Genomic DNA, 19,200 nt, shown 5'->3' with positions numbered 1-19,200 from the left:
CAAGGGGAGGCTGTTCCGGGGGGAAGGCGATCGTCCGATGTCCGCTGCTGAGCGTCACCAACCGTTCGAGAACCGCAGAATTCTCGTGGTCTCCACCAACTACGCCCCCGAACTGACGGGCATCGGCCCGTACGCCACCCAGCTCGCCGAGCACTGGGCGGCATCGGGTGCCAGGACCCAGGTCCTGACCGGTATGCCGCACTACCCGGCCTGGCGCGTCGACGAGCGGTACCGCGGGGTGTGGCGGAAGCACGAGGTCCGCGAGGGAGTGAGCGTGCACCGGCGGCGCCACTACGTGCCGCCCCGGCAGAGCGCCCTGCGCAGGGCCGCGTTCGAGGCGTCCGTGCTCGCCCACGGGATGCTCGCCCCGCCGCCGGGGCGGCCCGACGCGGTGATCTCCCAGATGCCGAGCCTCGCGGGCGGCGTCGTCGCCGCCCGGATCGCCCGCCGCCATCGCGTCCCCCACATACCCGTCGTCCAGGACCTGATGGGGGCCGCCGCCGCGCAGAGCGGCATCCGCGGCGGGGACAGGGCCGCGGCGCTCGCCGCGGCGGCCGAGCGGTACGCGCTGCGCGGGGCCGCCGTGGTCGGGGTCATCCACGAGAGCTTCGTGCCGGGGGTCACCGCCCTGGGCGTGGACCCCGGGCGCATCCGCCTCGTCCCGAACTGGACCCATGTGGACCGCCCTTCGGGCGACCGGGCGGCCACCCGGGCCCGGCTCGGCTGGCGCGAGGGCACCCCGGTGCTGCTGCACTCCGGGAACATGGGCCTCAAACAGGGGCTCGACGTGCTGGTGGAGCTGGCCCGGCTGGCCCCGGACATCCGCGTCGTGCTGATGGGCGACGGCAACCAGCGCGACGGGCTGCGTGAGCGTGCCGGGGGACTGCCCAACATCGACTTCCTGCCGCCCGCCGGCGCGGACGAGTTCACCGATGTGCTCGCCGCCGCCGATGTGCTCGCGGTGACCCAGCGGGCCTCCGTGCTCGACATGAGCGTGCCGTCCAAGCTCACCTCGTACTTCGTCTCGGGCCGCCCCGTCGTCGCCTCGGTGGCCGACGGGGGCGGCACCGCCGAGGAGGTACGCCGCTCCGGAGCCGGGACCCTCGTCGCTCCCGAGGACCCGGCCGCGCTCCTCGCCGCCGTACGGAAGTTCGCCGAGGACCCGGAGGCGGCGGACGCCCTGGGCGCGCAGGGGCCCCGGTACGTCGCACACCACCTGAGCCGGGAAGCGGGCCTCGCCCGCTTCGACGCCCTGCTCACCGAGGTCCTCGGGGACGCACAAGGGAGAGCACGCCGATGACGCATCCGATCCGCACCCTGGAGGACCAGGACGAACCAGCCCTGCTGCGGGACCAGTTCCGCCAGCTCCTGCGCTACCGCGCGCTGCTCGCCGGGGGCGTGGTGGCCGGTCTGCTGGGCGGCGGCTTCCTCGCCCTGGGCGGCGAGGACACCTACACCGCCACCGGCGAGGTGCAGGTCCGCTCGGCGACCGCCGACCCCTTCGCCACCGGCGCGTCGGCGGACAAGGGCATCAACATCGGCTCCGAGCGGCAGACCGCCGTCAGCGACACCGTGGGCACCCTGGCCGCCCGCAGCCTGGCCGGGAACGGCGACCCGGTCGACGCGGGCAAGCTGCTCGCCGGCCTCCAGGTCACCAACCCGCCCAACACCCTGACCCTGCGCTTCTCCTACACCGCCGGCACCCCCGCCCTGGCGAAGACCCGGGCCGACGCGCTCGCCAACGCCTACCTGGAGATACGCAGACAGCGCACCGAGGGCAGCATCGAGAACATGGCCGAGGGTTACCGCGCCCAGCTGCAGCCGCTCGTCGAGCAGCGCGACCAGCTGGAGGAGCAGACGGCCGGGACCGGCGCCGAGGACACGGACAGCGCCCGCGCCAACCTCGTCGTCGCCATCTCCGAACTCAACCGGAAGATCGTGGAGCTGAAGGCGCTCGACACCACCCCCGGCTATCTGAACAAGAAGCCCGTCGAACCCACCGTGCCCACCGGCGCCGGCCTGCCGCTGCTGCTGGGACTCGGCGGGCTGGTGGGACTCGCCCTGGGACTGCTGCTCTCCTGGGTGCGGCTCGTCTTCGACCCGGCCGTACGCTCGACCCGCGAGCTCGTCCGCTCGCTGGGCGCCCCGCTGCTCGGCACACTGCCCCGGGAGCGCGGATCCGCGCGGGAGCCGCTGGCCATCGGACGGGGCGGCAGCAGGCTCGCCGAGGAGTACCGGGCGGTCGCCTTCCGGCTCGCCTACGACCCGGCGTTCGCCCGGAGCCGCCGGCTGCTCGTCACGGCACCGCGCGGCGACAACGCGGCGGCGGCCGCCGCCGCGGCCAACCTGGCCGCCGCCTTCGCCGAGATGGGCCGCGAGGTCCTGCTGGTCGAGGCCGACCTGCGGACGCCCTCGCTGGCCGCGGAGCTGGGCCCGGCGGCGCGCGAGGCCCGGCCCCGCTGGGCCACCAGCGAGGAAGAGGACGGCAGTTGGCCCTCGGGCAGCCGCGCCACGGTCGAGGTACCGGGTTCCGGTGCCTTCACCCTGATCGCGGGCCGGCCCGTCGACAACGTGCCCCGTGCGCTGACCTCGGCACCCGTCGGCCGGATCGTCGCCGAGGGCGACCGGCCGGGAACCGTCGTCATCGTGCTGGCCCCGCCCGTCCTGTCGTACGCGGACGCCGTGGCCCTGGTCGACCGGGTGGAGGGCGTGGTGATCGTCTGCGACCCGCGCGAAGTGCACCGCAGCGACCTGGAACGCATCCGTGAGGTCATCGGGGCGTCCGGCGGCTCGGTGCTCGGGGCACTCCTCCAGCCGGGCCGCAGCCGGCTCGCGTTCAAGGAGGGCCGCCGGACGCACAAGAGGTCCGGAGGCGGCAGGCGGCGCGGCGGCCCGGGTCCCGGAGCCGGAGACCCCGACCCGGGTCCCGCCTCCCCGTCCGACGGCGCGGAAGGGCCGGAGAGCACCGGCGACCCCACCGATACGCTCGGACTGCGCTTCCCGTTCGGCGCCCCCGCCGGGCGCCGGTGAGGGCACGCACCGCGATCGCCTGCTCGGTCGCCGACCAAGGCGTCGCCGCACTGACCAACATCCTGGTGCTGGTGGCGGCGGCCCGGCTCTCCACCGTGGCCGGTTTCGCCCGCTTCTCGGCGGTGTACCTCGTCTTCACCGTGCTGCTCGGCGTCTTCGGCGCCTACACCGGGCAGCCACTGGTGCTGCGGCGCGGCGGGGACGAGGAGAGGGCCGGGGCGTGCAGGTCGGCGGTCGTGTTCACCCTGCTGGCCGCCACCGCCGCCGGTGTCCCGCTCGCCGCGGTGTGCCTGCTCCTCCCGGGGGACACGGCGCGCGCCCTGGTGATGCTGGGACTCGTCCTGCCCGTGGTCCTCGGCCAGGACACCATGCGCTACGCCTTCTCCACGCTGCGTCTGCCGCACGCCGCACTGGCGGGCGACACCCTGCGGCTGGTCTGCGTCCTGGGCGCGCTGGCCGTGCAGCCGTACGGGGCGGGGGCGGCGCGGCTCGTCCTCGTCTGGGGACTGTCCGCACTGCCCGCCCTGCTGCTGTCCGCCGTCCTGCTGCACCGCCGGGCGGCCGGAACACCGCTGCGGATGCGGGTCCTGCTGCGGCGCGGGCACCTCGGCCGCCGCTTCGTCGTGGAGTTCGGCGTGGGCAACGCCGCCGGCCAGCTGTCCGTCCTGGGGCTCGGTGCCGTCGGCAGCCCCCTGGTGGTCGGCGCGCTGCGGGGGGCGACCACGCTCTTCGGGCCGCTCAACGTGCTCTACACCTCCGCCACGGGCTTCGGCCCCCCGCTCCTCGGCCGGCTCGACGGCGAACGCCGTCGCGTTCGTGCCACAGCCGCCCTCGCGGCCGTGCTCGCCGCGACCGCCGTGGCCTGGACGATCGTCCTGTCCCTGCTGCCCGACGCGGCGGGCCGGCAACTGCTGGGCGACACCTGGCCCACGGCGGCTGCCCTGCTTCCCGCGACCGGAAGCCAGTACGCGGCGATGGCCGTCGGCACCTGCGGGCTGCTGGCCCTGCGGATGCTGGACCCCCGCACGACCCTGTCCGTCCAGGTGGTCTTCTCGCTCCTCGCCGTCGCCCTCCTGGCCGGCGGCTACGCGCTGGCCGGTGTGCCGGGGGCGGCCTGGGGGCTGTGCCTCGGCTCCGTCTGCAAGGCCGTCGCCACCTGGACCCGGGTGGCCCGGCTGCGCCGCCGGGAGGACGCGCGACCGGACCCGGTCAGTGCGGACGCGGCCGGTTCCGCCTGAAGCTGGTCACCAGCAGGAGGCACAGCGCGGCGATGGCGAGCTTGCCCGCCGACTGCAGCAGCGGCCCGCGGAGCAGGATGAAGGTGTACCCGGCGATGAGCGGCGCGGCGATGGCCAGGACACTGCCCGGGCCGTCCCGCAGCACCGCGAGCGCGTACCGCCGGTCGGTGCGGGCCGCTCCGTAACCGATCAGGGCGAGACCGCCGGCCATGCCCGCCGGGCCGAAGTCCACCCAGAACTCGGTCCACAGCGGCGCCGAGAGGTTGGTCATGTTCATCCCCATCCACTGGCCCACCCGGACACCGGTGTCCTCCGGTTTCCCGCTCCACACCGCACGCGGCACGAAGAACAGCCCTGTGCCCGCCAGCTGCCGGCCGTAGGTGTGGCCCCGGGTGTCGACCCAGGAGATGGTGTTGGCGAACATCACCGTCTGGTCGTAGTCCTTGGTGGCCAGTGGTTCGAAGACGGACGCGGACTGGACGGGCCGGTACCCCTCGTCGTCGTACCGGAAGCGGTCGGCGTACGGGAACAGCACCAGCGCCCCCACCACCCCCATGGCCAGCACCGAGCGGTACATCGCCGAGCTGCTCGGGAACGCGGTGAACAGGAGTGACACCAGGACCGTCAGGAACCAGTAACGGGCATTGGAGATGGGGTTGTTGACGACCAGGTTGAGGGCCACGAGCGCCGCCCAGACCAGCACGGCCGAGGGGGAGCGCCGGGCCCGGCGCGAGGTCACCAGACGCCGGGTGCAGAAGAGCAGCGCCAGCAGCGCGGGCACGGTGCCGAAGCCCTTCAGGAAGGCCGATCCCACGTTCGACCCGGTGGCCGCGACTCCGCTGACCGCGACCGAGGCGCTGATCTCCTGCCGGCTGGAGAAGAAGATGGCGGGGCCGCCCAGCTTCATCACGTAGTAGCCGCTCGCCGCGAAGGCCAGCAGCACCAGCAGCCGCAGCCTGACCCGGTGCGCGGTGGCCGGGCCCCGCCCGTCCGGGGTGCTCGGCCGGCGGGTCAGCGGACGCCGGGACGCCAGCAGCGCCCCGAGGTCGAACGCGGCACAGCCCACCAGGATCAGCGAGACCGCCGTCACCAGATCCGACCGTGGCCCCACCATCGGGGTCGGCGTCTGCCCGATGACGGCCTGCGCGAACGGCGCGACCCCCATCGCGATGTACACGAACATCCAGAACACGCCCTGCAGCAGCCGCCGCCGGGTGGACAGGATCATCGTCGCGAGCCGGGCCCCCGCGTAGCAGGTCAGGACCAGCTGCAGCCAGTACGCGTTGTCACGGACGCCCGAACCGGGCTGGGCGGCGATCACCGCGGGCAGGAAGCAGACCAGCCCCAGGATGAGCGGCACCGACAGCGCCCGGGACAGCATAGTCCACGACATGGGCTTCGCCGGGGGGAGCAACGGCGGGCGCCGGCCGGTCCCCGGCCCCGGAGCGGGCACGGCCGCAGGCGCCTCGTGCACGGACGTCATGGCCCCCCGTTCACCGACCTCGTGGTCGGTGAACACTCTAACGAATCAACCCACTTGGGGTGATCCGATGACCGGTGCCGCCGGGGGACGGCCCCGTTTCGGGGCGGGGCCGTCCAGGGGCTGTCCCGCGACCTCCGGTGGGCGCACGACGACACCGGGGTTCGCGGGGCCGGCCCTCAGGGCGATCTGCGCCGGCGGGGCACGGCGCCGGGTTCGGCGGCCTTGAGGTCGGCCAGCAGCTCGGCCTGGCCCGCCAGCACCCCGGACAGGATCGTGCGGGCCACCTGGAGCAGCTCCGCCACCTGCGGGTTGGCCAGCGAGTAGTGGACGGCCGAGCCCTCCCGGCGGGTGGCGACCAGGTTGGCCCGGCGCAGTACGGCCAACTGCTGGGACAGGTGGGCCGCTTCGATGCCCACCTCCGCCAGCATTTCGGAGACGGCGTGCTCCCGCTCGCTGAGGAGTTCCAGCACCCTGATCCGTACCGGGTGCCCGAGGGTCTTGAAGAACTCCGCCTTCAGCTGGTAGAGCGGCGCGCTCACCACGTCCGCCCCGCGCCCGTACGGGCCGCCGGGCCGCTGCCGGACGGCCGTCGTCGTACGTGCCTCGTGCATCGCATCCACCCAGAACTGTTCGCCATGGGGACATCCTCGCGCCCCACCGCCCCGTGACGGCCTCGCGGGTGTGTTCTGCCGTGGGCGGACGGGACGGTCAGGCCTTCTTGACCACGGCGGACTTGAGCTGCATGGCGCCGAACCCGTCGATCCGGCAGTCGATGTCGTGGCCGTCCACGCCGTCCACCAGGCGGATGTTGCGTACCTTGGTGCCCGCCTTGATCCCGCCCGGACTCCCCTTGACCTTCAGCGTCCTGATCACCGTGACCGTGTCGCCGTCGGTGAGCGCGTTGCCGACCGCGTCCCTGACCACCCCGTCCTCGGTGCCGCCGCCCGCGGGTTCCGCGGACGCGGGCGACCACTCGTGGCCGCATTCGGGGCAGATCAGGAGCGCGCCCATCTCGTAGGTGTACGCGCTGGAGCATGCGGGGCACGGCGGCAGCGTCTCGTGCACATCACTCATGGTCTTTCCTCGCCTCGTTCGTTCCTGTGCGTCTCTCGCGTCAGGCCTTGGATACCGCGCCGGGCCACTCGTCGCTGCACCACCGTCTCTGTTCCTCGGCGGTCACCTGGTGGGCGGCGAGGGCGGCGGTCAGGTCGCAGTGGACCGGGATCGGCGGATGGGCGGCGTCGGGGACGAGGGAGCCGTCCGGGGGGATGGCCGCGAGCTCCAGGCGCCGTCCCTCGTCCGCGAGCCGGCGGGCGGCCTGGGCCACGGCCGTCTGCCCCCCGGCGGACCAGCCGCGCAGGCCGGTCAGGTCGAGGATGACCGGCCCCGTACCGCGTGCCAGGGCCCAGCCGATCGCGCCGGTGAAACGGCCGACCGCCTCGGGTCCCAGATATCCGGCCAGGGAGAGGACGCCCAGGCCGGGGCGGGTGGTGTAGCTCCATTCGATGGTCATCTGCTGCTGCCTCGGTCCTTCACAGAGGGAGGGTGATCCAGATACTTTTCCCCTGGCCGTCCGCGTCGCCGCGGATGACGGCGGTGCCGCCCAGGCCGAGGGTGAGTTCCATGACCGTGGTCAGTCCGCTGCCGCGGTCACCGGCGACCGCCGCGAACAGGGCGGGCTGGTACGGATGGCGGTCGTGGACGGCGAAGGCGAAGGTGTCCGCCCCGGCCGCGTAGATCACGGTGACGTTCGGCGAGAGCACGGCGGCGTGCTGGACGCTGTTGCTGACCAGCTCGGACAGGATCAGCAGCGCCGGGTCGACCGTGGGGTGGTGCCGCCTTATGCCCCACTCGGCCAGTACCTGCTCGGTGGTCTCGCGGGCGAGCCGGACCGCCGAGCCCATCGCGGGCACGGTCAGCACATGCCGCAGGGGCAGGGCTTCGAGGTTGACGGTCATCGGGAAGCCGCCTCCTTGACCGGGGTGGCGGTCCGGCCGGGGAGGGGCGGCAGGATCCCGGTGTGATGCAGGTGGGCGCGAGCCCCGGCGATGGCCTCCGGCGTGGTGGCGTACTCCCGCCCCTCCTTCCGCAGCAGGTCCAGGGCGCCGACGGAGTCCAGGGCGCGCCGCTGGCCGGGGCGTATCCCGGAGGTCATGACGGCGATGCCGCGCCGGTTGAGCTTCTCCACGGCGTCCTTGAGCACCAGCGCGCCGGTGGCGTCCATCGTGGTGATGCGCGCCATCCGCAGGATGACGACGCGGACGTCGGAGATCTCGGAGAGTTCGAGGAGGAAGCGGTGGGCACCCGCGAAGAACACCGGCCCGTCGATGCGGTAGGCGACGATGTGCTCGGCCAGCAGGGCGTGTTCCTCCTCGCTGTGTTCGCCGGGCAGGTCCGCCGTGAAGTCGATCTGGTCCATGCGGGCCTGGTCGGCGACCGCCCGCAGCGCGAGCGCGCCCGCGACGACCAGGCCGATGACGACCGCGTAGACCAGGTCGAGCGCGAGTGTGGCGACCGCGGTCAGGACGAGCACGATCGCGTCGGAGCGGGTCGCGCGGACCATCGCGCGCAGGGCACCGACCTCCACCATGCGGACCGCGGTGGCCAGGAGCACTCCCGCCAGAGCGGCGAGGGGGATCTTGGAGACGAGGGGTGCGGCGGCGAAGACGATGACCGCGAGGACGGCGGCGTGGGTGAGGGCGGCGAGCCTGGAGACGGCTCCGGTGCGGACGTTGACCGCGGTGCGGGCGATCGCCGCGGTGGCGGGGACACCGCCGAACAACGGGGCGGCCAGATTCGCGATGCCCTGCCCGAAGAGTTCCCTGTCGGGGTCGTGCCGCTGGCCCACCGTCATCCCGTCCGCGACCGTCGCCGACAGCAGGGACTCCAGCGCGGCCAGTGCGGCCACCGCGACGGCCGGGGCGAGCAGCGAGCCCAGCGCCGAGAGGTCCAGGAACGCCAGCGAGGGGGCGGGCAGCCCGGAGGGCAGGTCCCCGATCGGGGCGGCCGCGTCCAGGTGGAAGAGCTGGGCCACGACGGTCGCGGCGATCACGGCGACGATGGAGAACGGGATCGCGGGCCGCAGGCGCGCGCCGATCAGCATCACGGCCGCGACACCGACGGCGAGGGCGACGGCGGTCCAGTTCGGGCTCCGCACGAACTCCCCGACCGCCCGCCAGGTCACCAGCAGGACCTTGTCGCCCTCGGGCTGGGCGACCCCCAGCGCGTTCGGGACCTGCTGCAGACCGATGACGCAGGCGATGCCGAGGGTGAAACCCTCCACCACCGGCGCCGGAATGTAGCGTATGTAGCGGCCGGCCTTCAGCACGGCCAGCGTGATCAGCAGGACACCGGCCATCAGCCCGACGGTCAGCACCCCGCCCGGCCCGTACTGGGCGACGATCGGCACCAGGACCACGGTCATGGCCCCGGTCGGCCCGGAGACCTGGAGGTTGGAGCCCCCGAACAGCGCGGCCAGCGCACCCGCGACGACGGCGGTGGCCAGGCCGGCCTCGGCGCCGAGCCCGGAGGAGACCCCGAAGCCGAGCGCGAGCGGCAGGGCGACGATGGCGACGGTGAGCCCGGCCAGCAGGTCGCGGCGCGGGCTGCGGGCCATGACGGCGAAGTCGGCCCAGGCCGGCAGCAGCGGGCGCACCCTGCGCAAGGACCGGGCGAGGAACGTACTCACCGGGGCGAGACCTCGGCTTCCCTCAGCTCCTCCAGCAGTTCGTTCTGCCCGCTCAGCATCACCGTCAGAATCCGCCGTGCGGCACGCATCAGCTCCGCCACGTCCCCGCCCGCCAGTTCGTACACCACGGTCGAGCCCTCCCGCTTGGAGTTCACGATGCCCGAGCGGCGCAGCACCGCCAGTTGCTGCGACAGCGCCGCGGGCTCCACCTCGATCGCGGTGAGCAGTTCCCGCACCGGCATCGGGCCGCTCTGCAGCAGCTCCAGCACCCGTATCCGTACCGGATGCCCCAGCATGCGGAAGAACTCGGCCTTGGCCTGATACAGCGGCACCAGCATGGTGGCGGACTCCCTTCCTCACCCCGACGCCCCGGGGTCTCGTACGGCGTCGTGCCCGCGGCTGTCCGCGGAGGTGACCACCACAGCATGTATCAAATTGCGAAATTATGCAATTCATTGATTCACTGGTGATGGACCGGCCGTCCGGCATGCGCGAACAGCACGGAAGGACGAACCGGCGGGCACCCGCGGCACTAGTCTGTGCAGAGTCGGTCCGAGGTCGAGGGGAACCCTGGTGAAGGTCCTGCACATCGTCACCCTGCACACTCCGGACCATGCGTTCGGCGGCCCGACGAGGGTCGCGCTCAATCTTTCGAAGGTCCAGCGGTCACACGGCGACGACGCCCGCATCATGGCGCTCGGCGACGGCTTCGACGGTTCACTGCCCGACGAGGTCGAAGGCGTGCCCGTCCACCTCTTCCAGGCCCGCCACCTGCTCCCGATGTTCGAGGTCAGCGGCATCACCTCGGGCGCCCTGCTGCGCACCGCGCGCCGCATGATGCGGGGTGCCGACCTCGTCCACGTCCACCTGATGCGCGACCTGGTGACCCTGCCCGCCGCGCTGCTCGCCCTGGCCACCCGTACGCCGCTGGTCGTCCAGACGCACGGCATGGTCGACCCGACCGAGAAGCGGGTCGCCCAGCTCACCGATCTGCTGGGCGTCCGCACGGTGCTGCGCCGCGCCGATGCCGTGCTGCACCTGACGGAGACGGAACGCGTCGACGTGAACGCCGTCGCCGCCCCGGTCGCGCTCACCAACACCGTACGGCTGGTCAACGGCGTACGGCCGCAGGAGCGCAAGCCCGCCCGGGAGCCGGGCAGGCCGCCGACCGTCCTCTTCCTCGCCCGGATCCAGGAGCGCAAGCGCCCCGAGGACTTCGTCGGCGCGATGCCCACCGTCCTGGCGAAGTACCCCGACGCCCGGTTCGTGCTGGCGGGCCCGGACACCGGAGCCCTGCCCGGCACCCTCGCACTGGCCCGCCGTCTCGGTGTGCTGGACTCGCTGGACCATGTGGGACCCCTCGGCCACGAGGAGGTGCTGGCCGCCGGACGGCAGGCCGATGTCTACGTCCTCCCGTCGATCGAGGAGCCGCTCGGTGTCTCGGTCCTGGAGGCGATGTCCGTCGGTACCCCCGCCGTCATCACCCGCACCTGCGGTCTCGGCCCCGATGTGGCGGAGGCCGGTGCGGGCCGGGTGATCGACAGCCGGGTCGGCGAGGACGCCGCCAACGCGGAGAAGGTCGCACAGGCGGTCCTGGAACTCCTGGAACCGGAGGCCGGCGAGCAGGCGGGCAAGGCCGCGTGGGACCTGGTGAACGGGCACTTCACCATCGAGGCCGTCACCCGCACCCTCCGGCAGACCTACGAGGACGTGGTCCGCCGGAGGAGGTGACGCCTCACCCGGTTCTGCCCTCACGGGACTTGAGGGCGATCTGCCAGCGGTAGAAGCTCATCGCCAGCGCGAAGTCCAGGCCGGCCCGCCCGTCCAGGAAACCCCGCCGGTAGAGGTACATGTAGGCGAAGGACACCAGCGGCTTGAAAGGCGCCTTGTGGAAGAGCTGTCCCTGACGGGACTTCACCTTCCGCACCTGTTCCTTGACCTCGGGGTGGTGCTCCAGCCAGGCCTCCCAGTCCGAGTACCGGTTGTGCCGCTCGAACCACGCGGTGACCGGGTCCAGGTCCTGGTGCTCGATGGGGTTCTTCAGCGAACCCGCCGTCGCCGCCACCGGCTGGTAGTGCCCCTCGACCTCCCCGATCCCGGGCGCGGCGAGGTCGCCGACCTCCGGGTAGTGGCAGCGGGTGCGGTCGGTCAGGGACCGCTTGCGGATCGTGTAGCCGTGCCGCAGCCGCTTGCCCGAGAACCAGTAGCCCAGCGGGATGTCGTACGCGGCCGGCCCGGGGCCGGCCGGATCGGCGAAGATCTGCCGCAGCTCGGCCAGGAGCCCCGGGCTGATCCGCTCGTCGCCGTCCAGCAGCAGGATCCAGTCCAGGTCCGTGCGGACGTTCTCCAGGCACCACTGCTTCTTGCGCGGATGGCCTCCGTCCCAGGTGTACGTGACCACCTCGGCCCCGCACTCCTCGGCGATCTTCGCCGTGTCGTCCGTGCTGTGGGAGTCCACGACGACGACCGCCTCGAAGTGGCCGAGCACCGACTTCACCGCCTCGGCGATGTTCAGTCCCTCGTTCTTCGTGGGGATCGCCACGGCGATGGGGAGCTTGCTCAACTTCTCTCTCCTTCGGGCAGCCAGGCGTAGCAGCCTGTGGAGGTGAACGTGCGGGCGGACTCCGGGACGGTGAGCTCCCCCCGCTTTCCGGTGCCGGCGGATCCGGACCCCAGCGCCTTGCCGCTCGCCCCCGTCAGCTGCCAGCCGCAGTTCTCGGTGGGGGAGGGGGCGTGGTAGCGGCCCGGGCGCAGCTTCCGGCCGGTGTGCGTGCCGTCGGCGTAACCCAGCGCCGCCTCGTCCACCAGGTCCTGGTACCGGGGGCAGAGATGGGCCACGGCCGGCTTCGCGTCGGCCACCTCGCCGGTCAGGACCGCGGCGACGGCGATGTCCCGGTCGGCCTTGACCAGATAGCGGAGCCGGTCGCAGGTCTCCTGGCCGCTCTGGAGCACGGCGGCCGGGTCCATCCCCTTCGGGACGCGGCCGGCCAGATACTCCTTCTGCTTCCTGGTGAAGGAGCCCGTGGCCGGAGTGATCCCCGAGGAGGGTTCCTCCGGCGGTGCGCCCGTCGTCCGGGGCTCCGGGCCGGACGGGCCGGACGGTCCGGCCGTCGGCCCGGCGACGGCGGGCGCGGGGGCTGCCGCCGCGGACGGCGTGCCGCCCGCGGTGGCCTCCCCGCTCCCTTCGGCGGACGAGCCGCAGGCGGCCAGCACCGCCGTCGCGAGGACGACGGCGGCGCCGGCCAGGAACGGATGCCTCATCAACCCGTCCTCAGGGCGTAGTGCGCGCTGACCTGGGAAGAGGTCAGCGCGGTCGGGTACACGGCCGTCTCGTCGATCTGCCCGGCGAAGAAATTGCTGGTCGGACGGTTGGCCCAGTTGTTCAGGTTGTCCCCGCCGACCCGCCAGTAGCCGGGGTAGTTCTCGTTGCCGGTGTAGAGGAAGTTGGACGCGCGCAGCTGCCCGTCGACGTACAGCGCGACGCCGCCGGCGCCCTGGGTGGCGACGACATGGTGCCAGGTGCCGTCGTTGAAGGAGCCGGTCGTGGTGATGGTGCGGCGGCCGCCGCTGTAGACCCCGAAGACCAGCCGGCCATCGTTGGCCATGTACACGTGCTTGTCGAAGCGGGTGCTGTTCTGCATGGTCAGGTTGCCGAAGCCGATGATCTTGCCGCCCCGGCCGGTGGTGGTCTTGATCCAGGTCTCCACGGAGAACCGCGTGGGCTGCGGGTGTCGCCTGTTGCTGTAGGCGTACTCGCCGGCGCCGTCGAACCCGATCGCGGTCGAGTCCCCGGCGACGGCGGCCGGGGTCTGCCGGTAGGCGGGCCCGTTGCGCAGGAAGCCGTTGTTCAGCCCGCCCGTGGTGTCGGACGCGAAGGTGGACGCGCCCTCGTCGTAGCGCCAGTACAGCGAGGCGCCGTCGGACAGCACCCGGGCCGGGTAGCGGTCCGTCGTCGCGGCGACGGTTGCCGCCTGGGCGGGGGACTTGGCGCTGGTGTTGGTGCCGTCGCTCACGCTGATGCGGTACGAGTGGGACTCGCCCACCGCCACATCGGTGTCGGTCCACCTCAGCTGGGGCCGGTCCCAGAAGAGCGAGTACCCCGTGGTGGTGTGGACGGGCGTGCTCGCCCCGTCCTTGTAGATCCGATAGGTCAGCTCCCCGTCGTCCGTGTCGAAGCTGGCCTGCCAGTTGACGTCGATCCGGCCGGGGGTGACCGTGGAGAGGCTGACGTTGGGCACCCACGGCGCCCCCGTGTCCGGGCCGTCGGCGAACCTGGTCAGACCCTGCTGCGCGGAGCCGTTGACGGTGGTGAACTCCCCGCCGACCCAGAGGTAGTGGTGGCCCCCCTTGTCGGTCTGGGCCATCACCCGGGGTCCCACGGGCTCACCGATGCCGTCGTTCGTGTCCGGGAACCAGGGCAGCAGCTCCGGATCGTCGACGGACTGGGCCAGCAGGTGCTTGCGCGGCTGGTCCGGGAATCCGCCCATGCTGGCGCAGTCATGGGCGTGGCTTCCGCTGTAGAGCACGCCCGAGTGGACCAGGACGGCCTGGGTCGCTCCCAGGCAGGTGTCCCGCCAGCGCTGCTGGAAGTCGTCGAGGTCGATGGCGATCCGGCCGTCGAAAACCCCGCCGCCGGTGCCCTCGTTGGCGGTGTAGAGGCCGGTCGCGTCCGTCGTGAGGTCCTGCACCGTGGAGGTGCTGGGGATGAATCCCGGGTAGCTCTTGGTCAGCGCCCCCGTGGTGGCGTCGACCACGGCCAGCGCGTGCGAGGCGGTGCCGTTCACGGTGAAGAAGTCACCGCCGAGCGCCACGTGCTGCCCGTCGGGCGTCACCTGCAGGGCCCGGGCGACCTCGTCGGCGTTGGCCGTCCAGGGGAGCAGACCGGCGCCCGACGCGGTGACGGCGGCGAACTTGTTCCTGGTCTGGCCGCCCACACTGTTGAAGTCACCGCCCAGGTAGACGGTGTCCGCGGTGGCGTCCAGGGCCCGTACCGTCGCGGAGACGGAGATCTTGAAGTCCCGGCGCGGGGTGCAGGTCGCCGTGTCGATGGCCGCGACATTGCTGACGCCCTCCCCGTTCACCGCCCCGAACTGCCCGCCCGCGTACAGGGTCTGTCCGTCGGGCGACAGCGCCAGCGCTCTGACGGTGGCGGTCCCCGAGGTCATCGTGAACGAGAGGCTGCACCCCGTCGGCGCGCCGGTCGCCGCGTCGAACGCGGCGAAGTTCACGGCCGGCTGCTCGGAGGTGCCGGCCGGCGCGTCCGGCGGCCGGAGGGTGGAGAAGGTGCCGCCGGCGTACACGACGCCGTTGTCCGCGGCGGCCATCGACCAGACGATGCCGTTGGTCTGCCAGGTGGTGAGATCGTCCGCGGTGATCGACACCGGAGGTGTCAGCGCCGCCGCCGGGGAGGCCCCGGCCGCGGTCGCGGTCAGGGCTCCGGCGAACAGGCAGAGCGCGGCGGAGGCGGCCCGCACACGGCCACGTCCCCCGGGTCCCCGCCCCGTACTTCCGTTCATCATTCAGCTCCGAAGGTGAGAACGAGCTGCGGCCGGCAGGCCGCGGATACCTCGCTCGGCCAGACGCGGGGACTGTCCGTCCCGCCCCTGGCCGGGGCGATCGATGAGAGGGAGCCCAGGGCCCCCTCCCGTGCGGACGCGTCCAGGTCCACCTCATGGCCGGTGGAGGCCCGGGACGCGCCGGTGATGGTCCCCGGCACGGACGCGGCGCGCGCCGGCCGGGTGGTGTGGGTGACCGCCGGTACGGTCCACGTGCCGGTGACCGGCACGGTGCTGCGGCTCTCGGCCGGGCTCGGCTTCGGGTCCGACGACGTCCGGAGGGCGAGCCGGGCGCGGTTGCCGCGGATCCGGGCACCGGCGGGGGTGAGCGCGCCGGAGAACGGCCGGAAGCTGCCGCCCGCGCGTCCGGGACGTCCGGATCCGCTCACCGGTCCACCCGCACGGCCGCTCCCGTGAGCTGGTCGGCCAGCAGCCGGATGTCCGCGTCGACCATGATCCTGGCCAGCTCCCGCGACTTCACGTCGGGCTTCCAGCCCAGCAGTTCCTCGGCCTTGGACGCGTCACCGACGAGCGCGTCGACCTCGCTGGGACGCTCGTACTTCGGGTCGTAGCGGACGTGCTCCGCCCAGTCCAGGCCCGCGTGCTCGAAGGCGTACTCGAGGAACTGCCGGACGCTGACCCCCTCGCCGGTGGCCACCACGTAGTCGTCGGGGGTGTCGCACTGGAGCATCCGCCACATCGCCTCCACGTACTCGGGGGCGTACCCCCAGTCCCGGACGGCGTCGAGGTTGCCCAGATGCAGCCGGTCCTGGAGTCCCGCCTTGATCCGGGCCACCCCGCGGGTGATCTTGCGGGTCACGAACGTCTCGCCGCGGCGAGGGGACTCGTGGTTGAACAGGATCCCGTTGACCGCGAACATGTCGTACGCCTCACGGTAGTTGACCGTCGCCCAGTACGAGTAGACCTTGGCCACGCTGTACGGACTGCGCGGATGGAACGGCGTTCTCTCGTTCTGCGGGGGCGGGTTGGCACCGAACATCTCGGAGGACGACGCCTGGTAGATCCGGGTCTCGATGCCGCTGGCGCGGACCGCCTCCAGGAGCCGGATGGTGCCGAGCCCGGTGACGTCCCCGGTGTACAGCGGTGCGTCGAACGAGACCCGGACATGGGACTGCGCACCCAGGTTGTAGACCTCGTCGGGGCGGATCTCCCGCAGCAGGTTCACGAGCGCGACACCGTCGGAGAGGTCGGCGTGATGGAGCACGAAGGAGCGGTCCGCCTCCTCGGGCCCCTGGTAGATGTGATCGATGCGCTCCGTGTTGAAGCTGGACGAACGGCGTATCAGGCCGTGGACCGAGTACCCCTTCTCCAGCAGCAGCTCCGCCAGGTACGAACCGTCCTGACCGGTCACGCCCGTGATGAACGCGGTTTTCGCCATGACTCCCCCTCCTGTGGTCGCCCGATGGGCGATTGGTTCACCGAAATATCTTGATCTGAGAGCATTGCGGCAAAAGGTCACCAAGGCGCGGTACGGCTGGCACAATCCGAGCCATGACGACTGACCTCCCCGGCCCTCCCCAGGAATCCGTCCGCCCGCTCCTGCGCTCCGGCGCCCGCATATTCGTCGCGGGCCACCGCGGTCTCGTCGGCTCGGCGCTGGTGCGACGCCTCACCACCGACGGGCACGAGGTGATCACCCGCGGCCGGGAGGAGCTCGATCTGTGCGATGCGACGGCGACCGGGGCGTTCCTGCGGGACGTCCGCCCGGACGCCGTGGTCATGGCCGCCGCGAAGGTGGGCGGGATCATGGCCAACAGCACCTTTCCGGTGCGGTTCCTGGAGGACAACCTGCGCATCCAGCTCAGCCTGATCGCGGGTGCGCACGCCGCCGGGACCGCGCGGCTGCTCTTCCTCGGCTCGTCCTGCATCTACCCCAGGCTCGCCCCGCAGCCGATCCGCGAGGACGCGCTGCTCACCGGCCCGCTGGAGCCGACCAACGAGGCCTACGCGCTGGCCAAGATCGCCGGGATCGTGCAGGTCCAGTCGTACCGCCGGCAGTACGGCGCCTCGTACATCAGCGCCATGCCCACCAATCTCTACGGCCCCGGGGACAACTTCGACCTGGAGTCCTCGCACGTACTGCCCGCCCTGATCCGCCGCTTCCACGAGGCGAAGCGGGACGGGGTGCCCGAGGTCACCCTGTGGGGCTCCGGCAGCCCCCGCCGCGAATTCCTGCACGTCGACGACCTCGCCACCGCGTGCGCACGGCTGCTGGAGTCCTACGACGGGGACGAACCGGTCAACATCGGCTGCGGAGAGGACCTCACGATCAGGGAACTGGCGGAGACCGTACGGGAGGTGACGGAATATCAGGGTCGCATCACCTGGGACACCTCGAAGCCCGACGGCACCCCGCGCAAGCTCCTCGACGTGTCCCGCCTCTCCTCCCTCGGCTTCACGCCGCAGATCCCCCTGCGGGACGGCATCGCCCGCACGTACGCCTGGTGGCTCGGTCAGCTCGCCCCGCGCGGCTGACGGGCCGGCCCGGTGGCCGCGGCGCCCCTGGACTCCCCGCACGCGTTCCCCCGCCGCTCTCAGTACGCCCCGCGGCCGTCGGTGACGGCGCGCACCGTACGGGCGAGGAGGTCCATGTCCGTGGCCACCGACCAGTTGTCGACATACCAGAGGTCCAGCGACACCGCCTCCTGCCAGGACAGGTCCGAACGCCCGCTGACCTGCCACAGGCCGGTCAGCCCCGGTCTGACCACCAGCCGCCGCAGCTCCCGCTCGTCGTAGCGCGAGACCTCCTCCGGCAGCGGAGGGCGCGGACCTACCAGGGACATGTCACCCCGCAGCACGTTGAGGAGCTGCGGGAGCTCGTCGACGGACGTCCGGCGCAGCGCATGGCCGATCCGGGTGACGCGCGGATCGCGACGCATCTTGAACATCGGACCCTCGCTCTCGTTCGCAGCCTGGAGCTGCTCCCTGCGTGACTCCGCGTCGGCCACCATCGTGCGGAACTTCCACATCGTGAACGGCCTGTTGTGGCGCCCCTGGCGGGTCTGCCGATGGAAGACGGGGCCGGGTGAGGTGAGCCGCACCGCCAGCGCGACGCAGAAGAACACCGGTGCGAGCACCAGCAGTCCGAGGGCCGCGCCGCCACGGTCCATGAGCGTCTTGAGCGCCGCCTGCGCGCCACGCCGCAGCGGCGGCGCGACATGCAGCAGGGTCAGCCCCGCGGCGGAGGCCGGCCGTACCCGGCCCGCGGCGATCCCCGACAGCTCCGAGAGCACACAGAGTGCGAGCCCGCTGTCGTGCAGGCCCCACGACAGCCGGCGCAGCCGGTCGTCGTCGAGCTGCGGGCCGGGCGCGACGAGCACCAGATCCGCGTCATGGGTGAAGGCCCCGCCGAGCACCGTGGACACGTCGTCGTCGGCCCGCTCGGGAGCGAGACGCCCCGGCACCGGCGTCCCGCAGCTCGGCGGCGCCGGCCCCACCGGAACCGCCGCCACCACCGCGTACGGGTGATCCGTACGGGAGTTGAGCAGGCCCACCGCACGGTCCAGGCCCGCCGCCTCGCCGACCACCAGCACCCGCCGGGCCGTTCCCCGCCGGGCGGACAGCCGGCGGACCGCCGCCCCGCCGAGAACCGCCACGGCCAGACCGGGCACCAGGGCCGCGACGGCGGTCGCCGGGTCCAGGGACCCGCCCGTCACGGCCAGGAGCACGGCGAGCACCCCCACGAGCACCAGCCAGTCGCCGAACGGGTTCCCCCGGACCCGGCCGGCGTCCCGCGCCGCCGCGTATTGGCCGCGCGCCGAGCGCACCCCCGCCCAGGCCACCGCGGCCACCGCTCCGGCGATCAGTGGTCCCGGCTGATCGTCGGCGCGCAGCACCAGCCAGGCGGGAACTCCCAGGCCCAGGAGATCCGTCAGCACCAGGAGCGGCAGACGTCGTCCCGGCTTCCTCCTCGTCCTCGGCCTGTCCGCGCGGTCACGCGGCACGGCCGGGGCCCTCCACAGCTCCTGCGGAGCCGCCGCGCGGTTCCGGGCCGCAGCGGTACGCGGCCGTGGTGCGCCCGCGAACCCCGCGGGCCCGGATATATCCGATTCAGGTAATTCGACATGCCCCATGAACCCCCCAGCCACAGTTGCATCCCCACAAACGGGGCGCATCCGCCGATCCCAGGGATGACGGATGCGCCCTCGCTCGGTGCACGATATCCACACACGTGCCATTTCGCTG

The 19,200-nt window shown here is 72.6% G+C and carries 18 protein-coding genes; 5 read left to right on the top strand and 13 right to left on the bottom strand.

Annotated elements, in window-relative coordinates; genetic code table 11:
* Positions 1-37 precede the first annotated feature (37 nt).
* The 3 genes from AB0F38_RS14445 to AB0F38_RS14435 are packed head-to-tail and all read left to right on the top strand — an operon-like array spanning position 38 to position 4,268.
* Positions 38-1,300, top strand: a complete 1,263-nt coding sequence (locus tag AB0F38_RS14445) for a glycosyltransferase (RefSeq protein WP_361891803.1) — start codon at positions 38-40, stop codon at positions 1,298-1,300.
* The gene (locus tag AB0F38_RS14440; RefSeq protein WP_361891800.1) at positions 1,297-3,030 is read left to right on the top strand and encodes a lipopolysaccharide biosynthesis protein; all 1,734 of its coding nucleotides are present in this window, start codon (positions 1,297-1,299) and stop codon (positions 3,028-3,030) included. The genes AB0F38_RS14445 and AB0F38_RS14440 overlap by 4 nt, the downstream gene beginning before the upstream one ends.
* A complete protein-coding gene (locus tag AB0F38_RS14435) occupies positions 3,027-4,268 on the top strand; it encodes a hypothetical protein (RefSeq protein WP_361891797.1) in 1,242 nt (413 codons plus the stop codon). Before AB0F38_RS14440 ends, AB0F38_RS14435 begins: the two co-directional genes overlap by 4 nt.
* On the opposite strand, the gene AB0F38_RS14430 is transcribed toward AB0F38_RS14435, so the two are convergent.
* The 7 genes from AB0F38_RS14430 to AB0F38_RS14400 form a co-directional block, all read right to left on the bottom strand.
* A complete protein-coding gene (locus AB0F38_RS14430) occupies positions 4,240-5,661 on the bottom strand; it encodes a hypothetical protein (protein ID WP_361891794.1) in 1,422 nt (473 codons plus the stop codon). The genes AB0F38_RS14435 and AB0F38_RS14430 overlap by 29 nt on opposite strands.
* 266 nt (positions 5,662-5,927) lie before the next feature.
* Positions 5,928-6,290 (bottom strand): metalloregulator ArsR/SmtB family transcription factor, encoded by a 363-nt coding sequence (locus AB0F38_RS14425; RefSeq protein ID WP_361892188.1) that lies wholly within the window; start codon positions 6,288-6,290, stop codon positions 5,928-5,930.
* Between the two features lie 169 nt (positions 6,291-6,459).
* The gene (locus AB0F38_RS14420; protein ID WP_361892186.1) at positions 6,460-6,816 is read right to left on the bottom strand and encodes a zinc ribbon domain-containing protein YjdM; all 357 of its coding nucleotides are present in this window, start codon (positions 6,814-6,816) and stop codon (positions 6,460-6,462) included.
* Between the two features lie 49 nt (positions 6,817-6,865).
* Entirely contained in the window at positions 6,866-7,264 is a 399-nt protein-coding gene (locus AB0F38_RS14415) for an STAS domain-containing protein (RefSeq protein ID WP_361891791.1), read from the bottom strand.
* A gap of 19 nt (positions 7,265-7,283) precedes the next feature.
* Positions 7,284-7,709 (bottom strand): ATP-binding protein, encoded by a 426-nt coding sequence (locus tag AB0F38_RS14410; RefSeq protein ID WP_361891789.1) that lies wholly within the window; start codon positions 7,707-7,709, stop codon positions 7,284-7,286.
* Positions 7,706-9,439 carry a SulP family inorganic anion transporter gene (locus tag AB0F38_RS14405; RefSeq protein WP_361891786.1) on the bottom strand — a complete coding sequence of 578 codons (1,734 nt, stop codon included), beginning with the start codon at positions 9,437-9,439 and terminating at the stop codon, positions 7,706-7,708. The genes AB0F38_RS14410 and AB0F38_RS14405 overlap by 4 nt, the downstream gene beginning before the upstream one ends.
* On the bottom strand, positions 9,436-9,777 hold the full coding sequence (locus tag AB0F38_RS14400; protein ID WP_361891783.1) for a metalloregulator ArsR/SmtB family transcription factor: 342 nt from the start codon (positions 9,775-9,777) through the stop codon (positions 9,436-9,438). The genes AB0F38_RS14405 and AB0F38_RS14400 overlap by 4 nt, the downstream gene beginning before the upstream one ends.
* 235 nt (positions 9,778-10,012) lie before the next feature.
* On the opposite strand from AB0F38_RS14400, the gene AB0F38_RS14395 reads away from it, so the two are divergent.
* Positions 10,013-11,170 (top strand): glycosyltransferase, encoded by a 1,158-nt coding sequence (locus AB0F38_RS14395; protein WP_361891780.1) that lies wholly within the window; start codon positions 10,013-10,015, stop codon positions 11,168-11,170.
* Between the two features lie 4 nt (positions 11,171-11,174).
* On the opposite strand, the gene AB0F38_RS14390 is transcribed toward AB0F38_RS14395, so the two are convergent.
* Genes AB0F38_RS14390 through gmd form a run of 5 tightly spaced genes read right to left on the bottom strand, consistent with a single transcriptional unit; the run spans position 11,175 to position 16,393 of the window.
* Complete coding sequence (locus AB0F38_RS14390; protein WP_361891778.1) at positions 11,175-12,002, bottom strand: glycosyltransferase family 2 protein; 828 nt, start codon at positions 12,000-12,002, stop codon at positions 11,175-11,177.
* Positions 11,999-12,700, bottom strand: a complete 702-nt coding sequence (locus AB0F38_RS14385; RefSeq protein WP_361891775.1) for a hypothetical protein — start codon at positions 12,698-12,700, stop codon at positions 11,999-12,001. The genes AB0F38_RS14390 and AB0F38_RS14385 overlap by 4 nt, the downstream gene beginning before the upstream one ends.
* Positions 12,700-14,958, bottom strand: a complete 2,259-nt coding sequence (locus AB0F38_RS14380; protein WP_361891772.1) for a LamG domain-containing protein — start codon at positions 14,956-14,958, stop codon at positions 12,700-12,702. The genes AB0F38_RS14385 and AB0F38_RS14380 overlap by 1 nt, the downstream gene beginning before the upstream one ends.
* Positions 14,955-15,383 carry a hypothetical protein gene (locus AB0F38_RS14375; RefSeq protein WP_361891769.1) on the bottom strand — a complete coding sequence of 143 codons (429 nt, stop codon included), beginning with the start codon at positions 15,381-15,383 and terminating at the stop codon, positions 14,955-14,957. The genes AB0F38_RS14380 and AB0F38_RS14375 overlap by 4 nt, the downstream gene beginning before the upstream one ends.
* Positions 15,380-16,393: a GDP-mannose 4,6-dehydratase gene (gene gmd / locus AB0F38_RS14370; protein ID WP_361891766.1), complete on the bottom strand. Its 1,014-nt coding sequence runs from the start codon at positions 16,391-16,393 to the stop codon at positions 15,380-15,382. Before gmd ends, AB0F38_RS14375 begins: the two co-directional genes overlap by 4 nt.
* Before the next feature lie 113 nt (positions 16,394-16,506).
* Between gmd and AB0F38_RS14365 the strand changes: the two genes are divergently transcribed.
* Entirely contained in the window at positions 16,507-17,490 is a 984-nt protein-coding gene (locus tag AB0F38_RS14365; RefSeq protein ID WP_361891764.1) for a GDP-L-fucose synthase, read from the top strand.
* A 59-nt stretch (positions 17,491-17,549) separates the two neighbouring features.
* Here AB0F38_RS14365 and AB0F38_RS14360 read toward each other — a convergent pair whose 3' ends face one another.
* On the bottom strand, positions 17,550-19,088 hold the full coding sequence (locus tag AB0F38_RS14360) for a sugar transferase (protein ID WP_361891761.1): 1,539 nt from the start codon (positions 19,086-19,088) through the stop codon (positions 17,550-17,552).
* Between the last annotated feature and the right edge of the window lie 112 nt (positions 19,089-19,200).

This window comes from Streptomyces sp. NPDC025273 (assembly GCF_040638585.1).
GTDB lineage: Bacteria > Actinomycetota > Actinomycetes > Streptomycetales > Streptomycetaceae > Streptomyces > Streptomyces cinereorectus.
The sequence above is the reverse complement of the archived record's forward strand: the minus strand, read 5'-3'. Positions and strand labels throughout refer to the sequence as shown.